This is a genomic window from Neisseria sp. HMSC070H10 (genome assembly GCF_001837635.1).
GTDB classification, from domain to species: domain Bacteria; phylum Pseudomonadota; class Gammaproteobacteria; order Burkholderiales; family Neisseriaceae; genus Neisseria; species Neisseria subflava_A.
The window spans coordinates 93,081-118,553 of record NZ_KV833368.1 but is presented as its reverse complement, the minus strand read 5'-3'; the positions used below and the strand labels follow the sequence as shown (position 1 = coordinate 118,553).

The window sequence follows — 25,473 nt, the reverse complement described above, 5'->3', positions numbered from 1 at the left end:
GATAGTGGACAGTTTTGTTGAGAAAACGGCCGTGAGGTCGTCTGAAACGGGAACGGGGTGGTTTCCGTTTTTTGAGGTTTCAGACGGCCTTGATGTGGGTTGGGGCCGTCTGAAGGTATCAGTGAAGAATCAATCTTTATCGTATTCGATGTGTTTGTTATGTATGCTTTTTTTACTTTTTTGCAGTTGCGTGCTGGCAGTGTCGCCCAAACGCAATGCCAAGCCGATGGCAAGAATGTCGATAACGGCCAGCTGCAGAAGACGGGACACCATAGGCGTATAAAGCTCGGCATTTTCCTGAGTGGCAATGCTCAATACGCAGTCGGCCATTTGTGCCAACGGCGAATCATTGCGGGTCAGCGCGATAACGGCTGCGCCGTTTTCTTTGGCGATACTGGCCGCGTCCAATAATTCGATAGATGAGCCGGTATTGGAAATCGCCACCAATACATCCTGCTCAGTCAATACGGAAGCCGCCATCAGCTGGGTATGCGTATCGACATAGGCAACGGTGGACATACCGAAGCGGAAGAATTTGTGTTGCGCATCTTGGGCAACGATGCCGGAGTTACCGACTCCATAAAACTCAACGCGTCGCGCGTGCATCAAAATGGCAATCGCGTTTTCCAGTTCGGATTCTTTCAGGAAACGGCGCTCGCCCAAGAGGGAGGCTGCGGCGTTACCCAATACTTTTTCGACCACGCTGCCCATGTTGTCATCGGCGTTTAATTCTTCATGAACGTAAGGCATGCCTTCGTGGCCGATGCTGGCAGACAAAGCGAGTTTGAACTCAGGCAAGCCTTTATAACCCAAGCTGCGGCAGAAACGGATTACTGTCGGCTGACTGACGGATGCACGCTCGGCTATTTCCGCCACAGCGGCATGAACGAACCATTTCGGCTCGGCCAGCGCAGATTCGGCAACTTTGCGTTCTGCGCCGGAGAGGTTGGACAATGATTCGCTGATTTTGCTTAACATAATACTCTACCCTTTGATTTTTTGACGTTCAGGACAAGGTTTTTTTCCACCCCCTGCCCTGCACCGCCGTTTGTGTGTTTAAACGTTATTTAAATGATTGTCTAATGCGACCGCCGCGCCGACGATGCCCGGAAACTCGCTCAATACGACATACACGGGAATAGCGGCAAGATAAGCCTCAAAGCGGCCTTTATTTTCAAAGCGGCTGCGGAACGGGGACGTTTTAAAGTAATCCAACACGCGCGGGATAATGCCGCCGCACAAATACACGCCGCCGCGCGCACCCAATGACAAAGCCAAATTGGAAGCAACCGTACCCAGCATGGCGCAGAAAATATCCAAAGTCTGACGGCAAATCGGCGATGTTCCGCTCAATGCCTTATCAGTGATTTCAGAAGGCTTCAGACGGCATTGTTTGATGTTGTCGCGCTTGGCCAATGCCTCGTAAATCAGGCTCAAACCTGCGCCGCTCAAAAAACGCTCGGCAGAAACATGGCCGTATTTGTTTTTAGCGTATTGCCAAATCAACACTTCCATATCGTCAAACGGCGGAAAGCTGGTATGGCCGCCCTCGCCTGCCAACGCCACCCAGCCGGCAGCGCTGTGCACCAAACCGCTGACACCCAAACCGGTACCCGGGCCGATGACGGCTTTAGGCGCAAATTCGATGGGTTTTTGACCGCCGATTTGTACCAAGTCATTCTTTTCAGTTTTGGTCACTGCCAAAGCTTGGGCGGTAAAATCGTTCAACAGAATCAACGTTTCAAAACCCAAAGCCTGACGGGTGGTCTCGATGGAAAACGCCCAATGGTGGTTGGTCATTTGCACCCAGTCGCCTAAAATCGGATTGGCAATCGCAAAGGCGGCGTGCAAAACTTTCGGACTGCCTGCGCGTTCCAAATAAGTTTTGGCGGCATCAACGACGGTATCATAATCTTTACAAGGTAAAACTTCAGCCTTCTCAATCACTTGTGGTGCAGTTTCAAGCGCAAAACGGGCATTCGTACCGCCGATATCGGCGACCAGGCGGGGATAAGCTTCAGTGTGCATAGTAGACATGGCAGTTAATTCCTTGATGATCGAGAATCAGGCTGGTCGGATATTCGGTATCGGCCCTTGCAGCAGCTTTGTCGAATACCGCTTTTTTCTCTGCGCCTTGAATAGCCAAAAATACATTCGGCGTTTTGGCAATCGCACCCAAAGTCATGCTCACACGCTCATGCGGCGCGGTAACCGGCGTAGTATGAATCAATGTCGGATCATCAGCTTCATTGATTGCGGCCTGTAATTGAGGCGCTTGAGGGAACAACGACGCTGTATGCCCGTCTCCTCCCATGCCCAACACCAGCACGTCAGGTTGCTTGTAATGTTTCAATGCATAAGCAACGACAACTTCAGGTTGTAATTCAGTTTCAGACTTTCCGTCTTCAACAACAGGAATCCATGTGGCAACGGCCGCGTTATTTTTGAGCAGATATTCACGTACCAAGCCTGTATTGCTGTCGGCATGCGTGGTCGGGACAATACGCTCGTCCACCAAAGTAATGCCGACATTTTGCCAATTTAAATCTTTTTGCGACAAAGCCTCGAAAAACGCAATCGGCGAACGACCGCCGGAAACAGCCAAAACCGCATGGCCTTTCTCATTCAACGCGGTTTGTAATGCAGCGGCAACGGCATCAGCGAGAGCCTGCGCGGCAGTTGCAGCGTTTTCTTGTTCGTGCCAAACAAACATGTTTCGTCCTTTCATGGTTTCAGACGGCCTTTTGTTGGAAAACAAGGCCGTCTGAAAGAAATATTATTGCTCTTCGTGCCACTTGTTGCCGTCACGCGCCAACAGCGCGCGCGCAGCTTCAGGACCCCAAGAATGGGCTTCGTAAGCATGCGGAGGCGTTGTATTGTTCGCCCAGTTTTCCAGGATAGGCATCACATATTCCCAAGCAGCTTCGAGTTCGTCACGACGGTTGAACAAAGCGAGTTTGCCGTTAATCACATCCAGCAGCAGGCGCTCATAAGCCTCGGCGCGGCGGCCCTCTACGGCTGTGCCCAAGTCTACGCCAATCGGTGTAACTTCGACTTTGTTGCCTGCACCCGGGGTTTTTACTTGAGTGTAAAGGCGGACGGATTCGGTCGGTTGTAGTTCAATAACCAAACGATTCGGCGCAGGTTGGCTGTTGTCAAAAATATGGTTTTGCAGCGGACGGAAATTCAACACGATTTCCGCTACTTTGCCTGCCATGCGTTTGCCGGTACGCAGGTAGAAAGGTACGCCTTTCCAACGTTCGTTTTCGATTTTGGCCTTGATGGCGACATAGGTTTCAGTGAAACTGTCTTTCGGTACATCGACTTCTTCCAGATAGCCGTTCATGCCGTTTGCTGCAACATATTGGCCGCGAATAACATTTTCGTTGACGGATTCGATGGTCAGCGGTTTCAGCGATTTGATGACTTTCACTTTCTCGTCGCGTACGGCATCCGCATCCAAGCTCGCCGGTGCTTCCATCGCAGTCATACAAAGCATTTGCATCAAGTGGTTTTGCACCATGTCGCGCAGCGCGCCGGTAATGTCGTAGAACTCGCCGCGTTCTTCCACGCCGAGCTGTTCGGCGATGGTCAGTTGTACGCTTTCGATGTATTTGTTGTTCCACAACGGCTCGAACATCACGTTGGCAAAACGCAGCGCCAGTAGGTTTTGCAGGCTTTCTTTACCCAAGTAATGGTCGATGCGGTAGATTTGTTCTTCTTTGAAATAACGGGCCACATCTGTATTGATTTGTTGGGAAGAAACCAGGTCCGTACCCAACGGTTTTTCCAAAACCACGCGCACGTTATCGGCATTCAAACCGATTTCGGCAAGGTTTTCACAGGCTTGCGCAAAGAATTTCGGCGCAGTTGAGAGGTAGATCACGACATTCTCAGTATTCTTGCGTGCTTTTACCAAGTCGCCCAAGGCAATGAAATCGCCTTTCTTTGTCACATCGACTTTCAAATACTCAAGACGTTGGATGAACGATGCCCACGCTTCATCTGAGAAGTTTTGTTTGACATGGATTTTAGAATTCGTTTCCACTTTAGCCAAAAAGCCGGCGGTATCCAATTCGCTACGGCTTACGCCCAAAATACGACCTTCGGGATGAAGCAAACCAGCTACATGCGCCTGATACAGGCAAGGCAAAAGTTTACGCATTGCCAAATCGCCGGTCGCGCCAAACAACACCAAATCAAAATTTGTCTGTGTACTCATTGTTTCATCTCTCGTTGAGGAAGCTTGCTTCAAAACTTTTGGACTGTCGTCATCTATAAAAATCGATTAGAATCAAAAGCCTTTAAGCAATAAGCAGTAAAAAACCAATCGCCTGCACCAAAATTTCAAACAAGCGGGCTAATGAGTAGTAATACTACACATGGCTACACATTTTGTCTATTCTCATTTTTACAAATTGTTTGATTTAACATAAAAGTTTGATGACTTTTGCAGCCTGCCATTTTACGAATTGACCATACCTCGATTTAAATCAAATTTCTTCCACTTAGTAAATTATTTTGTAACAAAATTACAGATTTTGTACTATAATATGCGGACGCTTCGAAGAGAAAATCTTCAAATATTCAGACGGCCCATATTATTCATTCCCACAGCTCAAGGCCGTCTGAAGAAAACACCCAATACAAAAATCAGAAACGCGCAAACAAAATCCCTATCATATCGTTTAGCCAGGAGACCGCACATGAACCCCACTCCTATTCACCCGAAACTCGCCGAAATTACCGAGCGCATCATCGAGCGCAGCCGCCCGACGCGTGAAAAGTATCTGGCGAAAATCCGCAGCGCCAAACAGATGGGACGCTTAGAGCGCAACCAACTCGGCTGCAGCAATTTGGCGCACGGCTATGCCTCCATGCCTAAGAGTATCAAAATCGAAATGCTTCAGGAAACCGTCCCCAACTTAGGCATCATCACTGCCTACAATGACATGGTTTCCGCACACCAGCCGTTTAAAGACTTCCCTGACCAAATCAAAGACGAAGCACAAAAAAACGGCGCTACCGCCCAAGTCGCCGGCGGCACACCCGCCATGTGCGACGGTATTACCCAAGGCTACGCCGGTATGGAATTGTCGCTGTTTTCCCGCGACGTGATTGCCATGAGTACCGCCATCGGTCTGTCGCATCAAATGTTTGACGGCAGCCTGTTTATGGGCGTGTGCGACAAAATCGTTCCCGGCCTGATGATCGGTGCGTTGTCTTTCGGCCATATTCCCGGCATCTTCGTCCCCGCAGGCCCTATGTCCAGCGGTATCGGCAATAAAGAAAAAGCCCGTACCCGCCAGCTTTTCGCCGAAGGCAAAGTCGGCCGCGATGCCTTGCTTGAAAGCGAAATGGGCTCTTACCACAGCCCGGGTACTTGTACCTTCTACGGCACCGCCAACTCCAACCAAATGATGATGGAAATGATGGGCGTGCACCTGCCTGCCGCCGCCTTTGTCCACCCATATACCGACCTGCGCGAAGCACTGACCCGCTACGCAGCCGGACACCTCGCACGTGGCATCAAAAACGGTACCATCAAACCATTGGGCGAAATGTTGACCGAAAAATCCTTCATCAACGCCCTGATCGGCCTGATGGCAACCGGCGGCTCGACCAACCACACCATGCACCTCGTCGCCATGGCGCGTGCCGCAGGCGTGATTTTGAACTGGGACGACTTCGACGAAATTTCCTCCATCATCCCATTGCTGATCCGTGTGTATCCAAACGGCAAAGCCGACGTGAACCACTTCACCGCAGCCGGCGGCCTGCCTTTCGTTATCCGCGAATTGCTGGACGCAGGCCTGTTGCACGACGATGTCGATACCGTCGTCGGACACGGTATGCGCCACTACACCAAAGAGCCTTTCCTTATCGACGGCAAACTCGAATGGCGCGAGGCCCCCGAAACCAGCGGCAATGAAGACATCCTGCGCAAAGCCGACAACCCGTTCTCCCCAGACGGTGGTTTGCGCCTGATGAAAGGCAACATCGGTCGCGGCGTGATTAAAGTGTCCGCCGTACGCGAAGGCTGCCGCATTATTGAAGCGCCCGCCATTGTATTCAATGACCAACGCGAAGTATTGGCTGCATTTGAACGCGGCGAGTTGGAACGCGATTTCGTCTGCGTCGTCCGCTACCAAGGCCCGCGCGCCAACGGTATGCCCGAGTTACACAAACTGACCCCGCCTTTGGGCATTCTGCAAGACCGCGGCTTCAAAGTGGCGCTGCTGACCGACGGCCGTATGTCCGGCGCATCCGGCAAAGTTCCGGCCTCCATCCACATGACCCCCGAAGCCCTGATGGGCGGCAATATCGCCAAAATCCGTACCGGCGACTTGATCCGCTTCGACTCCGTTACCGGCGAACTCAACGTCCTGATTAACGAAGCCGAATGGAACGCCCGCGAAGTCGAACGTATCGACTTGAGCGCGAACCAACAAGGTTGCGGCCGCGAACTCTTCGCCAACTTCCGCAGCATGACCAGCAGCGCAGAAACCGGTGCCATGAGCTTCGGCGGCGAATTTGCCTAAACCCTTTTCAGACGGCCTCTTAAAACAATCAGGTCGTCTGAAACCATGTTAACGACCCTATTACGATACAGTCCCCAACGGAGACCTAAAATGTCTAAACTGACCCCTCGTGAAATTCTGACTGCCGGCGCAGTTGTGCCGGTAATGGCGATTGACGACTTGAGTACTGCCGTCGATTTGTCCCACGCCCTTGTCGAAGGCGGCATCCCTACCCTCGAAATCACCCTGCGCACCCCCGTCGGCCTCGACGCCATCCGCCTGATTGCCAAAGAAGTGCCCAACGCCATCGTCGGCGCGGGTACGGTTACCAACCCTGAACAGCTCAAAGCCGTCGAAGACGCAGGCGCGGTTTTCGCCATCAGCCCGGGTTTGCACGAATCCCTCGCCAAAGCCAGCCACAACAGCGGCATCCCCCTGATTCCCGGCGTTGCCACTCCTGGCGAAGTCCAACTGGCTTTGGAACACGGCATCGACACCCTTAAACTCTTTCCCGCCGAAGTCGTCGGCGGCAAAGCCATGCTCAAAGCCCTCTACGGCCCTTACGCCGACGTGCGCTTCTGCCCGACCGGCGGCATCAGCCTGGCAACTGCACCCGAGTACTTGGCACTGCCTAATGTCTTGTGCGTCGGCGGCTCATGGCTGACTCCAAAAGAAGCCATCAAAAACAAAGACTGGGATACCATCACCCGTCTGGCTCGCGAAGCTGCCGCTTTGAAACCCAAAGCCTAATCAGGATAAAAGAGCAAAGGCCATCTGAATATAATTTCAGACGGCCTTTTTTATATCAATTAAGCCAACACTTTCCGTGCCGCTTCCACACCCCAATACAAAGCCTCTTCAAATACCGAATAGCTGCTTAAGTCACTGTGTGCGAACAACAATCCGCCATTTCGGTTTCTGATTTTTAATAAAGCCTCATCGCTTAAATAGCCGGGCTTCGGCACGCTCATGCCATGCCCGCGAACAGTAATGTCAACATGGGAAACGTGCCGCCAAAAGCCTTCGCCGTAAGCGGTAAGCAGATCTTGGGCGGCAAGCTGGAGCAGCTCTTCGTCGCTTGCTTCAAGTAGCTGGCGGCGGACGGCTTGTGGCGTATCGTGATTGAGCGCGGCGTAGGCGGTAAAAATCGTGCGTTCAGGACGGGCAACCCGAATAAGCTGGTTGGTCGCAACAACGTAGCCCAGCCCTTGGCTGCCGTAAACCACATTGTCCCACGCAAGTTCGCTGTTGTTTTTTTCTTTTGGGAAACTGTGCAGTTCGAAATTGGAAACCAGCCATGGCGCGTATTCGGGAATATCCAGACCAAATTGTTCTGGATGTTCAATAATGCGTGCGGCAACCATCAGCGGCATGGCAGAGATTACGTGTTGCGCGGTAACGGCAACGGTTTCCCCTTTTACATTATCACGCAACCACACTTCAATCCGGCCGTCTGAAAGCGGTTTGATTTTGACGGAGGAAGCATTAACCGAAGCAGGTTTCTCCAAACGGATACTGTTTTCAGACGGCCATTGCCAGCCTTCCTGCAAACCGGCATGACGGCGTAGGTTTTCAGAAAGATGCGCCAAACCTTCGGGCCAAGTGAGGACGGTTTCTGCATTGTTGCGGGCGGCAAAATAATGCAGTCCGGCAAAGGCAGACACTTGCCCGATGCCTTGTCCGTAATCGTCGCGGCAACAATAATCGAGATACCATAAAAGCTCGGGCGAGTGGTAACCTTCTTGCTCAAGCCATTGTTTAAACGTCAGATTATCGAGTTTGCGCCATGTCTCATCTGCCGATGACAGCGCGATCGGAATGGCAAAAATTTTCTTACCGTCATTGCCGTAAGCCTGTTTCAGACGGCTTATCAAATCAAAAAACCGTTTGGAATCCGCATCTTCTTTCGGCAATAAATGTTCCACCCATTTATCCTGATATAAGAGGCGCGATTCGGGCGCATAGACCAAATCGGTTTCCCTAAAGCTGCCGTCCGACTGCAAAATACCGAAATCCGCCAACATCTCGCGCACATACACGCTTTCTTTCGACGGCAAAGCCAAATAATGCGCACCACTCGGCGCTTTCAGGCCGTCTGAAGATGTATAGGCGGCATTGTTGCCATTGCGCTCAAACCCTTCTGCCAACAATACATCGCGGTGATTATGCTTCGCCAAATACCACAATGATCCCAACCCAGCCGCACCGCCGCCGAGTATCAACGTATTGCATTCATAACGACGGGTCGGCGGACTGAGCAATTCCCCGTCACGCAACAAATGCCCCAACGGTAAGCCGACACGGTTAATAGAAACCGGCGGTTTATGGTTAAGGTATTTGTAAGTCTGCCAAGAAAAAGCAGAAGCAGCGCCAAGCGCGGCTGTATAGCTGAGAAATTGACGGCGGGTTAGCATAATAAATTATTGCTTTTCAGTATTTTTTAGGAAAGCAAGTCGTACACCCTTTTCTCTGTAAGATACCCATTATTTCCAAATGCCTTCATGTTATAGAACCGATAACACTTAACCAGCAATACATTAACATCCCCTAAAATATCAAATGGCGTATGCTTGACATTGAACTTTTTCCCCTTTTGCCAATATTAATAAAACTAAAATAAAGTCAAATCACTGCCTCTATTTACAACCGTCCAATCCACCCGTTCCGCAGCCAACTCCCTGCACAACACTTCCTTCACTTTTTCCAATTTCATACCTCCGCAAATAAATGCGTCTATAGCGGCAAAACGGTGTTCAGGCCAAGTATGGATACTGATATGGGACTCGGCGAGCAGCAAAACGCCGGTTACGCCGCCTGCGCCGCCGAAGGTGTGGAAATGTTTGGTCAATATAGTCGCTTCTGCTGCCTGTGCGGCTGCTACCAAAGCGGTTTTCAGACGGCCTTCATCTTTTAAGATGGCTTCATCGCAGCCATATAAGTCCAATAGACCATGATTACCGGGCATGTGGGTCATTTATGGCCTCCGGAATAGCCGCTTGAATAGCCTCCGTAGCTTCCTCCTGAATGAACTCGGCTACCGTCATCATCCAAATCAGACAAATCTGCATAATTCATCATCGTAACAAAAACAATCAAAGCCATTGCGCAAATAACATATCCCACTCGAGAGATACTCTGTTCGCCATTTTCATCTCTCTTCCGTCCGACTATAAAAAGAGCATAGACACCCCAACCGATAAGAAATATATCGAATAGTGCATCGAAGCCATTCATAAACAATGACGGAATATTGACGATAACCAAAATAGCAATCATCAGAAGTCGTAATTTTTCATCGATATCATCTGCACTCATTTTCACGGTGTAAGATGATATTTTATTGGTCAATTCAAATGCATCTGCAATTTCCCGATAAGCAATTGGGGCACTTCTAGTCCATGTCATTTCGTGACTGTTTAGTTCGGAGCCAATCTTACGGCTTTGTCCGTCTCGGTAATCGCTGTAATAGTTCAAATCACCGTTTCGGACACGCCAATAAAACGCTCCGCTGGCAATCCTGACCCGTCCGCCATAGTCATAAAGTTTGCCATAGCCTTGCGGTTGGCGGTTGCGGTCGAGGCGCGGCCAATCGTTCAAGGTTTCGGAAATATTCCAACCTTCATCAGCTTCAACCAGCCATAAGAAACCCTGAGTTGGGTTGTAAAGCAGATACTCTGTCCACTGCCCTTCTGGTGCCAATGTATGTTTGGCACCTTTGAACAAGTTATCAAATGTTTCCTGCGCATCTGTTTCTAAATATCTAATTGCGCCGATAACATGAAACTCTTTATTTTTCAGACGGCCTGTCGATCCGACAGGCAAAGTAAACATCGTATTTTGCGACAAACGCAGATTATTGGCGGTAATAAGCTCCGCTTTATCCTTACCGACTGCCAATTCGCTGCCGCAACTTTGACAGCTCAGATGGGAAGTCAGCCCGTTTACCCAATGAATGGATGAGCCGCAGTTAGGACAGTTTTCTGAAGTAATACTGCCTTTCAGACGGCCTGCGCTTTCTTTAATTTCATCTTCGTGGCGCGTGTTTTCCAGCTTCAAATCATCTAGGTTTACCATCCGACCGAAGAAGGCTTCGGGTGTTTTGTTGCTGTAATCGAGCGTAATGAAAAGGTTTTCGCAACGCCAGTCGGAAACCCGATTTTCTGTATCCTCTTTCAAAACAAACGGCAATTCGCCCTGCGCGGCGGCGCGTTTCAAGCTGATTTTGCGGACATCGGAGGCAATATAGTGCTTATCTTGGAAAGTCAGCTCGCTAAATCCGGCTCGCGTGTCTTCAAATTTCGGCGGATTATCGATTTCGACCGGCATGGTCATCACATACAAATCGCCCGCCTCAGAAAGCCAACCGGCTCTGCCGTCGTCAAACAGCGCATACCATTCATTCCACGCACCATCGTCGTATTGCACCTGAAGCCGTCCGACCAAGGTAAAGCGTTGAGCGACAAATGTGCCGCTGGTTCCGATTTGCAGCGGACTAAAATCTTCCAGCAATGCGGAATCGCGGCCGGAGTCGACAACGCCGTTATCTTGCCGCACCAGCATGCTGTTGCAATAGCCGCACACCAGCGTCACGGCAGAAGCAGAATGCGCTTCGACAGGTGCGCCGCAGCTTGGGCAGTCGGTTTTGAAGAAAGGAGTTTGAGACATGGATTTGCTTTTCCAGAATGGGTTGGAGTGTTTCAGACGGCCTTAGCGTTTATATCAACTGGTTTTATCAATGATTTCAGATTAAAACGCCGAACGGACTCAATCAAATGATTCAAAAGGCCGTCTGAAACCTTTTCACAGAAGCAGATACGCTTCTTTGAATGATATTTTTCAGACGGCCTTCAATTGATTAACCAATCAGCTGCTTCAACACTTCAGCCTTGGCCTTATCAAAATCTTCTTGCGAAATCAAACCGCCATCCAGCAAAGACTTGAGTTTCACCAATTTAGCCTGCGGATCTTCGGCAGCCGGCTGAGCATTTTGCTGAGCCTGTTGCGTATTCGGCTGCATCATGCCCGCCATGGCACCCGCCATCGCCTGACCAATACCGGCACCTACGCCCAAACCTGCACCGATTCCGGCAAGTCCGCCTTCATTTTGTGCCGCAAGTGGGATAGATTCGGCGGTTTGATATTGGGTGTAGCGTCCCAAATCGCCGATAACGCCCATTGAAATTTTCTTATCCAACGCAGCCTGAATAGACGCAGGCAAGGTAATGCTTTCAACAGTGAAGTTTTCCAGCGCCAAACCCAGCTTGGCAAATTCCGCGCCAAGCAATTCGCCGATTTTTTGCGACAGCAAAACTTGGTTCGCCGCCATATCCAAGAATGGGATACCGGAGCTGCCAAACGCGGCCGACAATTGGGTGACTGCAATATTGCGCAGTTGGTTTTCCAAATCTACGCCGCTGTATTGCGCCGCCACACCGCTGACTTCTTTAAAGAATTTTGCCGGGTCGCTGATGCGGTAAGAATACATACCGAACGAACGCAGTTGCACCGCGCCAAACTCGGCATCGCGCACGGTAACTGGTTGGGACGTCCCCCATTTTCGTGCGAGCTGTTGTTTGGTATTGAAAAAGTAAACATCCGATTTAAACGGAGACTCAAAAAGCTTGTCCCAGTTTTTCAAGTTGGTCAGCACTGGCAGCGTTTGCGTATTGAGCGTATAACGTCCCGGCCCGAACACATCGGCGGTTACGCCTTCATCGACAAACATCGCCATCTGCGCCTCACGCACAGTCAGGCTTGCACCGTTTTGGATCTCCTCATCGGCAATCGGAAAACGCCACATCAGCAGGCTGTCATCGGGATTCGGCCATTGAATGACGTCGATAAACTGTTTCTTGATAAAGTTGAACATCGCAGTTCCTTATTTGAAGAAGAAGGGATAACTTATGGGCAGTCAGGTCAATTTGCCTGGTTGGTTATATCTCTTATTTTATATAAATAGAATGTCATACGATATTAACATTCAAAATGTCTTTATGCATGGGAATAGAGTGAGTGGCTGTATCTATTTTTAGTGTTAAACCCACTAACCGACCCAGAAACATTAATATATCATTAAAATTCATGCAGACTCTGTTTTACACTATTTTTCTGCTTTTACCTGCGCTATATCATAAAAAAGACAAATACAGGTAGAAAATCATTAAACACCATACCAAGCGTTCACTACACCTGTTAATATTTACCAAATCCTAGAAATTCATCATGCTGTATTTTCAAATTATCACATTGGCTTTCATAAAGTAAAAGGAATTTATATGAAAAATTCTGCTCATTTCTGTTTTGCTGTGTTAGTACTCTCTGCTGCCGTAAGTACACAGGCTGCCCGCCCTGTTGAATTTACCGTTGGTAGCGAATATTACAACGAGACCTATCGCGAATACGAAAAAGATGGTAGTCGCTTAATGCAGCAAAAAGGCAACTTATGGTCTATTAATGCCGGCGTAAAATACCGCTTCAACGATCGCCATGCGGCAAAATTAGAAGGCCGTTATTCGCGCGGTAAAACAGATTACACAGGAAGCGTACAATATATAACCGAGGATTATATCGACGATTCAGCAAGTTATGGCTCAGCTACACTCAAAAATGCACCACGCCGCGCATACGATATCCGTGCCTTATACGAATATACACTCCCGATTAATGATCGCTTTAGCATTACTGCCGGAGCCGGCTTGGGACACCGTGTTCTGAGAGACTTAAGTAGCCGCATTGATCCTAATGATTATGACCGCAAAAACCGAACCACATATGCGCAAATCAATACCGGAGTAAATATCGCCCTTCCTGCAAACTTTGAGATATCTCCCCGCATTGCCTACAATCGTGCCGTAAAAGGCCGCCAATATTCTTACGAACCCGACCAGGTAGAAACCCGAATGAAACAAGGCGGCGGACAAGGGATTGAGGTTGAAGTGCCTATATCTAAAAAATTCGCTAACGGCTCCAAAATCAGCCTCACTCCATTCTATCGCGGCTGGAAAGTTAAAGAATCGAACCTTACCGTTACGGAAGAGTATGACTCATATGGATTGGGATCTATAGAACCTAAAAACCACACCCACGAAGCGGGCATAAGATTGCAATACTCTTTCTAATTTGATGAGTTTAAGTAGTTAAAACGTTTCAGACGGCCTTGTATATAACAGGCCGTCTGAATTTTTTGATACTTTCAGAATTTCACTATAACGCCAATACCATCAGGCATAAGCCATTATCAGTCAAAAAAATCTACCGATAATTTCTCCAGGCAGGAGTCAGGATCAGCACATCTTTTGCTATCCAACCGACCATCAAAATCAAGTCAAGCAAGCCGCATTCAAAATGCCGATCGAGATGGACACTGCACCAAACAGCGCGCCGACGGCGACATTGTTGCCGATAAGTTCTGGGGTAGCGTCTTTAATCATCATTGTTGCAGCGAAATAGACAAAAATCTGAATCACTGCTGCGGCAAGTCCCCACAGGATAAAATCGATGAAGCTGACGCTGTGTGCAATGCTTGAGGCAAGCGTCAGACAGAAACCGACCAACGCGCCGCCAAACGATAAGGCGCAGGCAAGGTTGCCGTTTTTAATCAGGCGCAATTCTTCGGCGGGGGTAATCCGCAGATATACGGCACCGAAAACTACAGTCATGGCGATACCTGCCAACATATATTGCAGGTACAGCAGATATTGGGACAGAGAAATACTCACGATAAGATTCCTTAGTTTGCAATAAAGTGATTATGCCATATTTTTGAAGATAAACCCTTCTGAAAATACGGCATTTTAGAAGCGCTTCAGGCCGTCTGAAACAGCCTGATTTTTAATTCATGTTTTATTACGATAATTGTTGACGATTTTTGTATGTTTATGTAACTATTGCGCACTGCCATTTAATTAGAGTAAAGAGGAGAATTATGAGCATGCTCGCCGCTATCCGCCCTAAAGAGCCTTTGCGCCATCTGCGCTGGTTTGACATGCTGATTGTTACCGCCATCCTGTTCGGTCAATTTGCCTACCGTTCTACCCAACTTTATATCGCCAGCCTGATGCCGCAAGTGGAAACAGCTGCTGCTACCGAAGAAGTGCGCGATACTGCGGTAACCGGCGTGGCTTATTCGGAAAACATGAGCCTGCAGTTGACGCTGCTTGCTATTGCTCTGATTTACCTCATTATTCGCCGTTTCGACTTCAAACAATTGCCGATTCGCTTTAATTTAGGCGTATTGTTTTGGACGCCTGTGATTTTTATCCTGATGGGTCTGACCGCCGATGCGGTGACTTCGTTAAGCGGCGGCTACAATTACTTTACCACTGAAATATTCCAATACATCAAACCATTATCCATCTTCGACAAATTCGCCGCCCTTGCGCCGATGGCCATCCTCTACGGCCTTTTAAACGGCTTTTACGAAGAATTCTGTTTCCTCGGCCTTTTAACCTGCGTGGAAGACAAATACAAATGGCAAGCATTGGCCTATTCGACCTTGGTTCGCGTCTCCTTCCATACTTACCAAGGCATGCTTTGGGCGACCGTTATCGGCGTTGTTTTCGGCTTGATGTACTACTTCTTCTACAAATACAAAGTCAAAAACCTGCTGCCGTTTTTCCTGATTCACGCCTTGGCAGATATCTTCGGCTCCGGCTTCATCTATTTGATTTGCGCTTAATGGCAACGGTTGTATGAATAAACAAGGCCGTCTGAAACATCATTTTTCAGACGGCCTTTTATTATCTATCGGTTTACTTAATCAAAGTAATTGCCACATCAGCATCTTCGGTTGCAACTGCCTCAATCACTGCATCGCCGCCAAACCGCAAAATCGAGCCTGCGCCGACCGTATGTTTTTCAGTCTGATTCAGCGTCACGTCAAAGCTTCCTTTTCCAACGGCAAAAATCAACGTTTTAAAACCCGGATGATCGTGCGGCTTAATCTGCTCCCCTTTCTTCATGTCTTTCTTAACGACCATGTAATTTTCGCCGCTGAAAATCTTACCGTTTTCGGAAGAAACCTCCCCCAAAGGCGCGGCAGAAACGGCAACGGAAAACAAAGCGGACAGCAATACGGCAGAAATATTGGATACTTTCATGGCAAGCCTTTCTTAAAAACAGAACCCCCATTCTATAAAAACCCACTTCATTGTTCAATAATAATTCTCATTTTCTAATAAAAGGCCGTTGAAGCCCAACGATATTTTTCAGACGGCCTGATTGACCTGTATAATATTTTCTTATTAATAAAATCGCTTTACATACCCATCAAATGGAAACCATCAGAAAAGATCCGCTCGGCTCGGCATGGGTGGTTATTGCCGCGCTCGGCTTTACCGTCATGAACCTCTCCGTCAAAGCCGCCTCTACACATTTCGGCTTTTCCAGCGGCGAGCTGGTCTTTTGGCGCATGCTGGTCTCCACCCTGTTCTTAGGCATCATGGCCAAAGCGCAAGGCAACACATTTTCCACGCCGCATTGGAAAACCCATCTCAACCGCAGCGTCATCGGCACGCTTGCCATGATGTGCACGCTTTATTCCGTCATACATCTGCCGCTGGCAACAGGCGTCACGCTCAACTACACGTCCTCCATCTGGCTTGCCATTTTTTCATTTTTCATTTTAAAAGAACGAATTACACTTTATACCCAAGCCATTTTGGTTATGGGCTTTATCGGCGTTATCCTGTTGCTCAACCCATCTTTTCAAGGCGGACAAGAATTTGCCGCACTGGTCAGTTTGGCAGGCGGCGCCATGTCAGGCTGGGCGTATTTGCAAGTGCGCGAACTCTCGCTTTTGGGCGAACCGGGCTGGCGCGTGGTGTTTTATCTGTCGCTTACCGGCCTGATTATGTCCGCCATTTGGAGCTGCTTTACCGGCTGGCATCCGCTGACCGCGTCTTCCCTGCCCTATCTGGCCGGCATCGGCATCTCCGCCATGATTGCACAATTGGCCATGACCCGCGCCTATAAGGTCGGGAAGAAATTTACCGTTGCCTCGCTTTCCTACCTAACCGTCGTTTTCTCCGCCCTATCCGGCGTACTGCTTTTCGGCGATAAAATCACTTGGCAGGAAGCCGCCGGCATGGTTATCATTGTTGCAGGCGGCGTGTTCAGCAGTTTTACTCCGGCCTCAATCAAAAAATTTCTGATGAAGCAATAATTTAACAAGGAGAACACCATGATTTCCATCCGCGAACAATCTTACGGCTTAAACGTAGCGCTGTACAACGAGTTCACTTTGGACGATTTCCGCCAATTGGAAGAAGCCTTGTTGGCCGCAAAACAAAAAATCCATCTGCCCGACATCCTGTTGGATTTGTCCATGCTAAAAGACTTCACCATCGATATGGCGGTCGAGCAAATCAAATTCCTCAACCAACACGAAACCGACTTCGGCCGCGTTGCCGTCATTACCGACGACATCTGGATCAAACTCGGCGCGCGCCTTTCCAGTCTCCTGACCAACCAACACCCAAAATATTTCAGCGATGCTACCGAAGCGCAGGCTTGGTTGTTGGCAAGCAATTTGAAATAAAGACAAGGCCGTCTGAACGCATTACCTGAGCAAATTCAAAACCGCTTAGGCTCAAAATCAACGGTATCACAATATTTTTTAAAGCATCAAAAAGGCCGTCTGAAACCTTGCAACCTGCAAGGTTTCAGACGGCCTTTCATCGTTTTTATTCAAAAACTTACATAACACTCAATACATCAATACCCAACAACTCCAAGCCTTGTTTCAGCGTGTCGCCGGTCAGCTTCGCCAGTTGCAGGCGGCTGTTGCGGGTTGCACCTTCTGATTTCAAAATCGGGCAGGCTTCGTAGAAGCGGCTGAACAGAGTGGCGATTTGATAGAGGTAGGCGGCGAGGTAGTGCGGATAAGCGGTATCTGCCACGCTTTGCAGTACGTCTTCAAATTTCAACAGCTCTGCGGCCAGTTGTTTTTCCAAAGGTTCGGTCAAAACGGTTGGCGCAGTTGCGTCCCATTCGCCGGCTTTGCGGAATACGCTTTGTACGCGTGTGTAGGCGTATTGCAGGTAGGGGGCGGTATTGCCTTCAAACGAAAGCATGGCGTCCCAGTCGAACACATAATCGCTGGTGCGGTTTTTGCTCAAGTCGGCGTATTTGACTGCACCGATGCCGACGGTTTTACCAATTTTACCTGCTTCGTCTGTGCCCAATTCAGGGTTTTTCTCTTTCACCAAAGCGGTGGCGCGTTCAACGGCTTCGGTCAGCAGGTCAACCAGTTTTACGGTGTCGCCGCTGCGCGTTTTGAACGGTTTACCGTCTTTGCCCATCATGGTGCCGAAGCCGATAAACTCGGCTTTTACATCTTCCGGCAGATAGCCTGCTTTGCGGGAAGTGGTAAAGAGTTGCTCAAAGTGCAGGGCTTGGCGGTGGTCGACGACGTACAGCAAGCGGTCTGCATGAAGCGTGCCGACACGGTAGCGCAAACATGCCAAGTCGGTGGAAGCATAAAGGAAGCCGCCGCCTTGTTTTTGCACGATAAATGCGGCAGGTTCGCCGTCTTTGTTTTTGAACTCGTCCAAGAACACGACTTTCGCGCCGTCGTCTTCGACTGCCAAACCTTTTTCGACCAAATCATCGACTACGGGTTGCAAATCGTCGTTGTATTTCGATTCGCCTGCCACGTCTTCAGGACGCAGTTTCAAGCCCAGCGTGTCATAAACGGCTTGGGCGTGCGAGAGTGAAATATCGACAAACTGTTTCCACAATGCCAAAACGGTTTCATCGCCGCCTTGCAGCTTCACAACGTATTCGCGTGCGGTGTCGGCGAAGGCAGGATCTTCGTCAAAGCGCACTTTGGCGGCGCGGTAAAACTGCTCCAAATCCGCCAGCTCAAACGCGGCATTGTCTTTTTGCTGCTCAACCAAATAAGCGACCAACATGCCGAACTGCGTACCCCAGTCGCCGACGTGGTTTTGACGGATAACGGTGTTGCCCATAAATTCCAACACGCGCGAAATGCTGTCGCCGATGATGCTGGAACGCAGATGGCCGACGTGCATTTCTTTGGCAAGATTAGGAGAGGAATAGTCGATAACGACGGTTTGAGGTTTGTCGGTTTTCGCTACGCCGAAACGCGCGTCGCTCAAGGCCGTCTGAATGTTTTGGGCGAGGAACTCAGGACGCAGGCGCAGGTTGATAAAGCCCGGGCCGGCTACTTCCGCACTTTCAATCACAGCGTTGTCCGCCAATGCCTCGGCCACTTTTTGCGCCAATTCGCGCGGATTTTGTTTGGCTTTTTTCGCCGCACCCATCACGCCGTTGATTTGGAAATCGCCGAAGTCGGGATTTTTCGCCGCCTGCAATACGACGGGGCTGTCGGACAAACCGGCAGCGGCAAAGGCTGCTTGGGCTTCACGTTCGACGGTTTGGTATAAATTCATGTTGTCGGTCTCTATCAATTCAAATCAGGCGGTATTTTAAAAGAATTTCGGGCTTTAAAACAGGGCAAGCTGCAATACTTTTCCAGCGGCTTGTTATATGATTGCATTCTGATTCAACGATCTTGCCGTAAAGGCCGTCTGAAAGGAAAAGCCATGAACCCCAAAAATACGCTTTGTCTGATTGTCGATATTCAAGAACGCCTGCTGCCCGCCCTTTCCGGCGCGGACGAAATGGTGGAACGCTGCCGCCTGCTGATTCAAGGTTTGACGGCTTTGGACGTACCCTTTGCCGTAACCGAACAATATCCGAAAGGTTTGGGCAGCACCGTATCCGCCGTATCGCTGCTGTTGCCAGAAGGTACGCCTGTTGTCGAGAAAACCCGATTCTCGGCGTTTTTACCTGAAATTCAGGAAATCTTACGCAAAAACGACATCAAAAACGTTATTTTAGTGGGAGCAGAAGCGCATATCTGTATGCTTCAGACGGCCTTGGATTTGAAGACGCAAGGTTACGCCGTATCCCTGCCTTTCGAATGCACCGCCTCGCGCACAACAGCCAACCGCGACAATGGTTTGGCGCAACTAAGCCGTCAGGGCATTACCGTTTCCAATGTCGAAAGTATTTTGTTCCAACTGCTCGGCGATGCCAAACATCCGGCCTTTAAGACTATCTCCAAACTGATTCAATAACAGGCCGTCTGAAATGCAATACACCATCCGCCCTGCCCTGCGCCAAGACTTGCCCGCCATCGTCGATATTTACAACAGCACCGTGGCCACGCGCCAATCCACCGCCGATTTATCGCCGACCACGGTTGCCGAGCGTGAAATGTGGTTTGCCGCGCACACGGACAAACGCCCGATCTACGCCCTTTACGATGCCGACGGCACCGTATTGGCCTGGGGCAGTTTCAGCGACTACCATCCGCGCTACGCCTACCACATCAGTGCGGAAGTCAGCGTTTATGTCCGCCACGATATGCGCGGCGCAGGCGTAGGCAAAATCCTGTTGCGGCATATGCTCGAACGCGCGCCATCCTTAGACATCCGCAACGTCATCGCGCTTGTGTTCGGCCACAACTATCCGAGCCTGAACCTGTTTCACCGTTTCGGTTTTGAAGAATGGGGGCGGCTGCCGCAAGTCTGCGATTTGGACACCATGTTGGCAGACGTGGTGATTTTGGGCAAAAGGATTGTGGATTGATTACGACAAAGGCCGTCTGAAAACTGAATTCAGACGGCCTTTTGACGGCAAAACCTTTATTCCGGTTTCTTCGCCAGCATGGTAACGAATTTAAACTGAATCGGATTGCCAAATTCGTCTTTCGCGTGCATCGAGCCCAGCTCTTCCTTGTATTCCACCAATTCCCAATCCTTATAGTATTCGCGCAACTCGCCCTCGCCGAACTTGAATGGGAACGGCATCGGGCAAGGGAAATCTTCAGTATCCATCGCAGACACTATCAGATTGTAGCCGCTGGGGTTGGTGTGTTCCTTCATATTGGCAATCACGTCAGGAACGTAACGCGGCATCAGGAACATAAACACCACGGTCGCCACCATATAATCGAAGTTTTCCTGAATATTGGCGGCGTTGAGGTCGTATTCAAACGCGCGGACATTCAACTCTTCAATACGCGCCAGCTCTTCCACGTTTTGAACCGCATGGGGATTATTATCGACAGCGGTAACGTCAAAACCTTTCAAACCCAAATACAGCGCATTGCGCCCCTGACCGCAGCCCATATCCAAAACCTTGCCGACGGGCACGATGCCTTCGGCGGCACGGACGGCCGAATGTGTCGCGCTCATGCCGTATTTCTTATTAAAATAGTCCGCCGCCTCGCAGTAAAACGACAGTTGGATTTCCGTATCTTGCGTTTGCGGCGCGATAAAGTGCCATGCTTGCGGATGGATAATCCAATCATCGCTTTCAGGCGTCAGCTCGTGCGTAGCCGTAACATTGCCCGCCTCGTCCACTTCATTGAAGTTCAGACGGCCTTGGAGGACATTGAGGCAGCCCCAAGTACCGGCGGCGGTATTGTGTTTGGACAACAAAGCTTCGGGAATCTCGTCCGCCGTCCACACCGGCATCTGTTTGTAACAAAACAATTCTTGCTGTTCGCTCATCATATTTCCTTTCTATTTTGACGGTTTCAACACAGCTTCTGCCAAGGCTTTTTGAATGGCAATCACGCTCTTGTCGCTTTTAAACTGCAAGGTTTCGGTTGGTGCTTCGCTGGAAGAAACCCAAATCTTCAGCTCGGCATCCAAATCGAAATGGCCCGAGGTTTCCACCGAAAAGCGCGATACGGAACGGTACGGAATCGAACGGTAAGACACTTTCTTGCCGGTCAAACCCTGTTTGTCCACCAACACCAGCCGATATTCGGTAAACACAATCAAATCGCGCACCAGGCTGAATGCCATTTTTACCTGTTCGCCATCAATCAGGATATTTGCCAAATCGCGTTCCACCGCATCTGCGTCTTTTTGCGAAGCATTGCCCAAAAGGCCGCTGAACAATCCCATATCTACCTGCTTTCTATACGAGTGATAAAGTGCAGGGTATTTTACACGCGCAAACCGTATTTGCCGATATTTCAGACGGCATTTGCCGATATTTCAGACGGCCTTATGTTATGATACCGCCTTATTCGACAAAGACATGCCCATGGATAAACCCGTTTACCTCTACACAGACGGCGCATGCAAAGGCAACCCCGGCGCAGGCGGCTGGGGGGTATTTATGCGCTACGGCACACACGAAAAAGAACTGTTCGGCGGCGAAGCCGAAACCACCAACAACCGCATGGAGCTGACCGCCGTTATCGAAGGACTGAAATCCTTAAAACGCCGCTGCCAAGTCGTTATCTGCACCGACTCGCAATACGTCAAAAACGGCATGGAAAGCTGGATACACGGCTGGAAAAAAAACGGCTGGAAAACTGCCGCCAAAAAACCGGTTAAAAACGACGATTTATGGAAAGAGCTGGATAGTCTGGTTCAACAGCACGATGTCCGCTGGACGTGGGTCAAAGGCCACGCCGGACACTCTGAAAACGAAAAAGCCGACGAGCTTGCTAATCAAGGGGCGGCAAAATTTGCATAACACTTCACCCATGACTGTACTCAAATATCTCAAACCATTCTTTTGGATTGCTATCATTGCATTGATTTGTGTGACGCCAAAAGCACTTATGTCCGCCTATTCGCCCTTTCATGATGTCGATGATTTTTTTCGCTTTGGCTTATGCGATCACGTTAAGAGTGCCGAAGAATGTGCCGACTGAATCACGCCTACCTATTTATTTTGGTGGTTTATACCTGAACCGTGGCTGTTCACATTCATCACGCTGACTGCTATTTACCTCATTCTAAAAATCCTGATGGCAATCATCCGATTCCTATTCAGACTAAAAAAGAGAAAACCATGACCTGCCCCATCTGCACTGCCGACAACGAAGATATTTTGCTGCAAACGCCAAACCTGCGCGTGATCGCCGTCCACAATGAAGCCGGCGCACCGGCATTCTGCCGCGTTATTTGGAATAACCATGTCTCCGAGATGACCGACCTTTCCCCTGCCGAACGCAACGAAATCATGGAAATGGTGTATCAGGTTGAAGCCGCAATGCGCCAAGTCTTCCGCCCGGCCAAAATCAATCTGGCCAGCCTCGGCAATGTTGTGCCACACCTGCATTGGCACGTCATCGCCCGTTTTGAAAACGACGCCAATTTCCCCGCGCCGATTTGGGCTGCGCCCGTCCGCGAACACGGTATGGCCTTGCCCGAAAACTGGCCGGAACAAATCAAAAACTTAATCGCTTAAACTTTCAGACGGCCTGTAAGGTCCGACACGCCAAGTTCAGGCCGTCTGAACATATAACGAAAGGAAAACCTCAATGAACTCTACCACGCGTCGCCATTTCCTGCGTACCTGCTCTGCCGCGGCAGGCGCAGGGTTGTTGCAAGCCTGCGGCACAGGCACGACCACCACGCCGCAAACAAAAACCACATCTACCACCGCGAAAGCCCAAACCGTGCAACCTAAGCAACCCCATCCGCCACGTTCCGGCGACAACCTCCTGCGCGTTGTTGCGCCGTCAGGCTTCGCCGAAGACCCCAACCGCGTGACCACCGGCCTGACCCGCCTCTACAACGCAGGCTTTACCGTAACCAACCAACAGGCAGGCAGCCGCCGTTACCAACGCTTTGCCGGCAGCGATGCCCAACGCGCCGCCGACTTCCAAGACGTTGCCAGCGGTCGTGTCGAAACGCCTAAAGTCTTGATGGGCCTGCGCGGCGGCTACGGCGCGGCACGCATCCTGCCGCAAATTGACTTTGCCTCACTCGGTGCCAGAATGCGCGAACTCGGCACATTATTCTTCGGTTTCAGCGACGTGTGTGCCGTCCAACTCGCCCTGTTGGCCAAAGGCAATATGATGAGCTTTGCAGGCCCGATGGTGTACAGCGAATTCGGTAAAGCAGACCCCAGCGTCTTTACCATGGATTCATTCATCCGCGGCACGACCAACAACGTCAACATCGTTGATGTTCCGACCATCCAACGCGCCGATGTCAACGTCGAAGGCACATTGTGGGGCGGCAACCTCAGCGTTCTCGCCTCCCTCGCCGGTACGCCTTACATGCCCGATATTCAAGGCGGCATCCTCTTTATCGAAGACGTCAGCGAGCAACCCTACCGCATCGAGCGTATGCTCAATACGCTTTATCTGTCAGGTGTTTTGCAAAAACAACGCGCCATCATCTTCGGCGATTTCCGCATGGGCACCATCCGCGACGTGTACGACTCCAGCTACGATTTCTCCGCCGTAGTCAATCACATTTCGCGCACCGCCAAGATTCCTGTGTTGACCGGCTTCCCATTCGGCCACATCACCAACAAAACCACTTTCCCTTTGGGCGCGCATGCCAAAGTCCGCAGTACCGGCAACGGCGGTTATTCCGTAACCTTCAGCGGCTATCCTACGCTGAATCCGTCCGTGCTGACACTCGACAGCCTGCTGCCGCCTCCTGTTCCGACTTACGACAGTACTATCTACCGCGACAGCATTACTGAAGAAGTCACCGAATAAGGCTTGTTCAAATAAAAAGGCCGTCTGAAACCCAGTTTCAGACGGCCTTTTGATCTTAAGTCTTAACCATAACGCCGTTGAAAATCTTTCATAAAGTCGGCCAACGCGTTTACACCTTCAAGCGGCATCGCATTGTAAATGCTGGCACGCATACCGCCGACGGTTTTATAGCCCTTAAGCAGGCACAAGCCCTGCAACTCGGCTTCCAACACAAAGCGGCGGTCCAAGTCTTCGCTTGCGGTTTTGAAGACCACGTTCATTTTGGAGCGCGCATCAGGATGAATATCATTGATGTAAAAACCGCCGCTGCCGTCTATCGTCTCATACAAGGTTTGCGCCTTTATTCGATTGACCGCTTCAATTTTTTTCACACCGCCCTGCGTTTGCAGCCAGCGGAACACCAAGCCCGACATATAAATCGCATAAGTGGAAGGCGTGTTGTACATACCGTCGCGGTTGATGTGCGAACGGTAGTTAAACACATCGGGAATATCGTTCGGACAACGCTCCAGCAAATCCTCGCGGATAATGACCACGGTCGCACCGGCAGGGCCAATATTTTTTTGCGCGCCGGCATAAATCAAGCCGTAATCGGACACATTAAACTCACGAGACAAAATCTCGCTCGACATATCGCACACCAGCGGCGGCAGGCCGTCTGAAAGTTTGGGGACGTTTTGATACTGCAAGCCGTTTACGGTTTCATTAATCGCAAAATGAACAAACGCGGAATTCGGGTTGACATCCCAATCCTCCACCGCAGGCAGGTTTTTATAGGCATATTGCTCGCCGCCATGCGCAGCCAAACGGATTTCGGCATTGCTCAAACGGCTCATCTGCTCATAGGCAATACGGCTCCAGTTGCCCGTTACCACCGCGTCGGCAGTCGCAAAACCGTGCGCCAAATTCATGGCCACCATATTAAATTGCGTGGTCGCACCGCCCTGTAAAAACAGGATTTTATAGTTGGACGGAATATTCAAAAGCTGGCGCAAGTCTTGTTCGGCATGATACAGAATACCCAAAAACATATCCGAACGGTGGCTCATCGCCATCACGGGAAAGCCCGTACCGTTGTAGTCGAGCATTTCCTGTTGCGCGGTACGCAATACCGCTTCCGGCAATACGGCAGGACCGGCGGAAAAATTGTAAATCGGGTGTGCAGACATTGCAGCCTTCTTTCTTATTCGGTGGGTATAAAGAAATTGTAGAACCGCCTTGCACATTGTGCAAGCACGAAAAATCCGGAAATACAAGGCCGCCTGAAAATAAAGAAATACCAATTATTTGTTTTTCAAAAAAATTTCAAAAACACTACATCAAAACTTGTCAACAATTTCCTTTTCAGACGGCCTCAACCCTATCCTTTACATTTAAGCAATCACTTCAAAAAATCCACGCCAAATCAACACTTTTCTTTTATCTTGAAAACAGTTATAA

At 49.9% G+C, this 25,473-nt stretch carries 25 protein-coding genes; 11 read left to right on the top strand and 14 right to left on the bottom strand.

All coding sequences use genetic code 11. The features are described from left to right. Window positions 1-129: 129 nt before the first annotated feature. The 4 genes from hexR to zwf all read right to left on the bottom strand — a co-directional run bounded on the left by hexR (window position 130) and on the right by zwf (window position 4,222). Window positions 130-978 (bottom strand): DNA-binding transcriptional regulator HexR, encoded by an 849-nt coding sequence (gene hexR / locus HMPREF2606_RS04890; RefSeq protein WP_004519348.1) that lies wholly within the window; start codon window positions 976-978, stop codon window positions 130-132. Window positions 979-1,056: 78 nt separating this feature from the next. After that, the gene (locus HMPREF2606_RS04885) at window positions 1,057-2,037 is read right to left on the bottom strand and encodes a glucokinase (protein WP_070713189.1); all 981 of its coding nucleotides are present in this window, start codon (window positions 2,035-2,037) and stop codon (window positions 1,057-1,059) included. Continuing rightward, on the bottom strand, window positions 2,018-2,713 hold the full coding sequence (gene pgl, locus HMPREF2606_RS04880; protein WP_070713191.1) for a 6-phosphogluconolactonase: 696 nt from the start codon (window positions 2,711-2,713) through the stop codon (window positions 2,018-2,020). The genes HMPREF2606_RS04885 and pgl overlap by 20 nt, the downstream gene beginning before the upstream one ends. Before the next feature lie 63 nt (window positions 2,714-2,776). After that, window positions 2,777-4,222: a glucose-6-phosphate dehydrogenase gene (gene zwf / locus HMPREF2606_RS04875; protein ID WP_070713194.1), complete on the bottom strand. Its 1,446-nt coding sequence runs from the start codon at window positions 4,220-4,222 to the stop codon at window positions 2,777-2,779. Between the two features lie 484 nt (window positions 4,223-4,706). On the opposite strand from zwf, the gene edd reads away from it, so the two are divergent. Continuing rightward, window positions 4,707-6,542, top strand: coding sequence for a phosphogluconate dehydratase (edd, locus tag HMPREF2606_RS04870; protein WP_004519344.1), 1,836 nt, complete (start codon window positions 4,707-4,709; stop codon window positions 6,540-6,542). Between the two features lie 90 nt (window positions 6,543-6,632). Beyond that, window positions 6,633-7,271: a bifunctional 4-hydroxy-2-oxoglutarate aldolase/2-dehydro-3-deoxy-phosphogluconate aldolase gene (locus tag HMPREF2606_RS04865; RefSeq protein ID WP_003745733.1), complete on the top strand. Its 639-nt coding sequence runs from the start codon at window positions 6,633-6,635 to the stop codon at window positions 7,269-7,271. Between the two features lie 59 nt (window positions 7,272-7,330). On the opposite strand, the gene HMPREF2606_RS04860 is transcribed toward HMPREF2606_RS04865, so the two are convergent. The 4 genes from HMPREF2606_RS04860 to HMPREF2606_RS04845 all read right to left on the bottom strand — a co-directional run bounded on the left by HMPREF2606_RS04860 (window position 7,331) and on the right by HMPREF2606_RS04845 (window position 12,390). Continuing rightward, window positions 7,331-8,935: an NAD(P)-binding protein gene (locus tag HMPREF2606_RS04860; RefSeq protein WP_070713197.1), complete on the bottom strand. Its 1,605-nt coding sequence runs from the start codon at window positions 8,933-8,935 to the stop codon at window positions 7,331-7,333. A 197-nt stretch (window positions 8,936-9,132) separates the two neighbouring features. After that, window positions 9,133-9,495, bottom strand: a complete 363-nt coding sequence (speD, locus tag HMPREF2606_RS04855) for an adenosylmethionine decarboxylase (RefSeq protein WP_070713198.1) — start codon at window positions 9,493-9,495, stop codon at window positions 9,133-9,135. Further along, window positions 9,492-11,186, bottom strand: coding sequence for a DUF4178 domain-containing protein (locus tag HMPREF2606_RS04850; protein ID WP_070713201.1), 1,695 nt, complete (start codon window positions 11,184-11,186; stop codon window positions 9,492-9,494). The genes speD and HMPREF2606_RS04850 overlap by 4 nt, the downstream gene beginning before the upstream one ends. Window positions 11,187-11,376: 190 nt before the next feature. After that, window positions 11,377-12,390 (bottom strand): SPFH domain-containing protein, encoded by a 1,014-nt coding sequence (locus tag HMPREF2606_RS04845; RefSeq protein WP_070713291.1) that lies wholly within the window; start codon window positions 12,388-12,390, stop codon window positions 11,377-11,379. 406 nt (window positions 12,391-12,796) lie between these two features. Between HMPREF2606_RS04845 and HMPREF2606_RS04840 the strand changes: the two genes are divergently transcribed. After that, window positions 12,797-13,639 carry an outer membrane beta-barrel protein gene (locus HMPREF2606_RS04840; RefSeq protein WP_070583578.1) on the top strand — a complete coding sequence of 281 codons (843 nt, stop codon included), beginning with the start codon at window positions 12,797-12,799 and terminating at the stop codon, window positions 13,637-13,639. Window positions 13,640-13,840: 201 nt separating this feature from the next. Here HMPREF2606_RS04840 and HMPREF2606_RS04835 read toward each other — a convergent pair whose 3' ends face one another. Continuing rightward, window positions 13,841-14,239, bottom strand: coding sequence for a DUF350 domain-containing protein (locus HMPREF2606_RS04835; RefSeq protein ID WP_210389033.1), 399 nt, complete (start codon window positions 14,237-14,239; stop codon window positions 13,841-13,843). A gap of 206 nt (window positions 14,240-14,445) precedes the next feature. Between HMPREF2606_RS04835 and HMPREF2606_RS04830 the strand changes: the two genes are divergently transcribed. Beyond that, complete coding sequence (locus HMPREF2606_RS04830) at window positions 14,446-15,198, top strand: CPBP family glutamic-type intramembrane protease (RefSeq protein WP_070583579.1); 753 nt, start codon at window positions 14,446-14,448, stop codon at window positions 15,196-15,198. A 73-nt stretch (window positions 15,199-15,271) separates the two neighbouring features. Here HMPREF2606_RS04830 and HMPREF2606_RS04825 read toward each other — a convergent pair whose 3' ends face one another. Next, complete coding sequence (locus HMPREF2606_RS04825; RefSeq protein ID WP_070583580.1) at window positions 15,272-15,619, bottom strand: cupin domain-containing protein; 348 nt, start codon at window positions 15,617-15,619, stop codon at window positions 15,272-15,274. 173 nt (window positions 15,620-15,792) lie between these two features. Between HMPREF2606_RS04825 and HMPREF2606_RS04820 the strand changes: the two genes are divergently transcribed. Beyond that, the gene (locus HMPREF2606_RS04820; RefSeq protein WP_070713294.1) at window positions 15,793-16,683 is read left to right on the top strand and encodes a DMT family transporter; all 891 of its coding nucleotides are present in this window, start codon (window positions 15,793-15,795) and stop codon (window positions 16,681-16,683) included. Between the two features lie 18 nt (window positions 16,684-16,701). Next, entirely contained in the window at window positions 16,702-17,058 is a 357-nt protein-coding gene (locus HMPREF2606_RS04815) for a SpoIIAA family protein (protein WP_003745709.1), read from the top strand. A gap of 157 nt (window positions 17,059-17,215) precedes the next feature. Here HMPREF2606_RS04815 and argS read toward each other — a convergent pair whose 3' ends face one another. Continuing rightward, entirely contained in the window at window positions 17,216-18,934 is a 1,719-nt protein-coding gene (gene argS / locus HMPREF2606_RS04810) for an arginine--tRNA ligase (protein WP_070843400.1), read from the bottom strand. A 153-nt stretch (window positions 18,935-19,087) separates the two neighbouring features. Here argS and HMPREF2606_RS04805 point away from each other — a divergent pair, with 153 nt between their 5' ends. Together HMPREF2606_RS04805 and HMPREF2606_RS04800 are read left to right on the top strand one after the other, a co-directional pair. Further along, on the top strand, window positions 19,088-19,624 hold the full coding sequence (locus HMPREF2606_RS04805) for an isochorismatase family protein (RefSeq protein WP_070843399.1): 537 nt from the start codon (window positions 19,088-19,090) through the stop codon (window positions 19,622-19,624). A 13-nt stretch (window positions 19,625-19,637) separates the two neighbouring features. After that, entirely contained in the window at window positions 19,638-20,138 is a 501-nt protein-coding gene (locus HMPREF2606_RS04800) for a GNAT family N-acetyltransferase (RefSeq protein WP_070843398.1), read from the top strand. A 56-nt stretch (window positions 20,139-20,194) separates the two neighbouring features. Here the strand turns inward: HMPREF2606_RS04800 and tehB are convergent, their stop codons facing one another. Together tehB and HMPREF2606_RS04790 are read right to left on the bottom strand one after the other, a co-directional pair. Continuing rightward, window positions 20,195-21,064 (bottom strand): SAM-dependent methyltransferase TehB, encoded by an 870-nt coding sequence (gene tehB, locus HMPREF2606_RS04795; protein WP_070843397.1) that lies wholly within the window; start codon window positions 21,062-21,064, stop codon window positions 20,195-20,197. A 12-nt stretch (window positions 21,065-21,076) separates the two neighbouring features. Further along, window positions 21,077-21,466 (bottom strand): PH domain-containing protein, encoded by a 390-nt coding sequence (locus HMPREF2606_RS04790; protein WP_049329817.1) that lies wholly within the window; start codon window positions 21,464-21,466, stop codon window positions 21,077-21,079. Between the two features lie 142 nt (window positions 21,467-21,608). On the opposite strand from HMPREF2606_RS04790, the gene rnhA reads away from it, so the two are divergent. The 3 genes from rnhA (at window position 21,609) to HMPREF2606_RS04775 (ending at window position 24,033) form a co-directional block, all read left to right on the top strand. Next, on the top strand, window positions 21,609-22,046 hold the full coding sequence (gene rnhA, locus HMPREF2606_RS04785; protein ID WP_070843396.1) for a ribonuclease HI: 438 nt from the start codon (window positions 21,609-21,611) through the stop codon (window positions 22,044-22,046). A gap of 321 nt (window positions 22,047-22,367) precedes the next feature. Then, window positions 22,368-22,766 (top strand): HIT family protein, encoded by a 399-nt coding sequence (locus HMPREF2606_RS04780; RefSeq protein WP_070843395.1) that lies wholly within the window; start codon window positions 22,368-22,370, stop codon window positions 22,764-22,766. Between the two features lie 73 nt (window positions 22,767-22,839). After that, window positions 22,840-24,033 carry an LD-carboxypeptidase gene (locus tag HMPREF2606_RS04775; RefSeq protein WP_070843394.1) on the top strand — a complete coding sequence of 398 codons (1,194 nt, stop codon included), beginning with the start codon at window positions 22,840-22,842 and terminating at the stop codon, window positions 24,031-24,033. A 62-nt stretch (window positions 24,034-24,095) separates the two neighbouring features. Here HMPREF2606_RS04775 and serC read toward each other — a convergent pair whose 3' ends face one another. Continuing rightward, window positions 24,096-25,202 (bottom strand): phosphoserine transaminase, encoded by a 1,107-nt coding sequence (gene serC / locus HMPREF2606_RS04770; RefSeq protein WP_070843393.1) that lies wholly within the window; start codon window positions 25,200-25,202, stop codon window positions 24,096-24,098. Window positions 25,203-25,473: the final 271 nt, after the last annotated feature.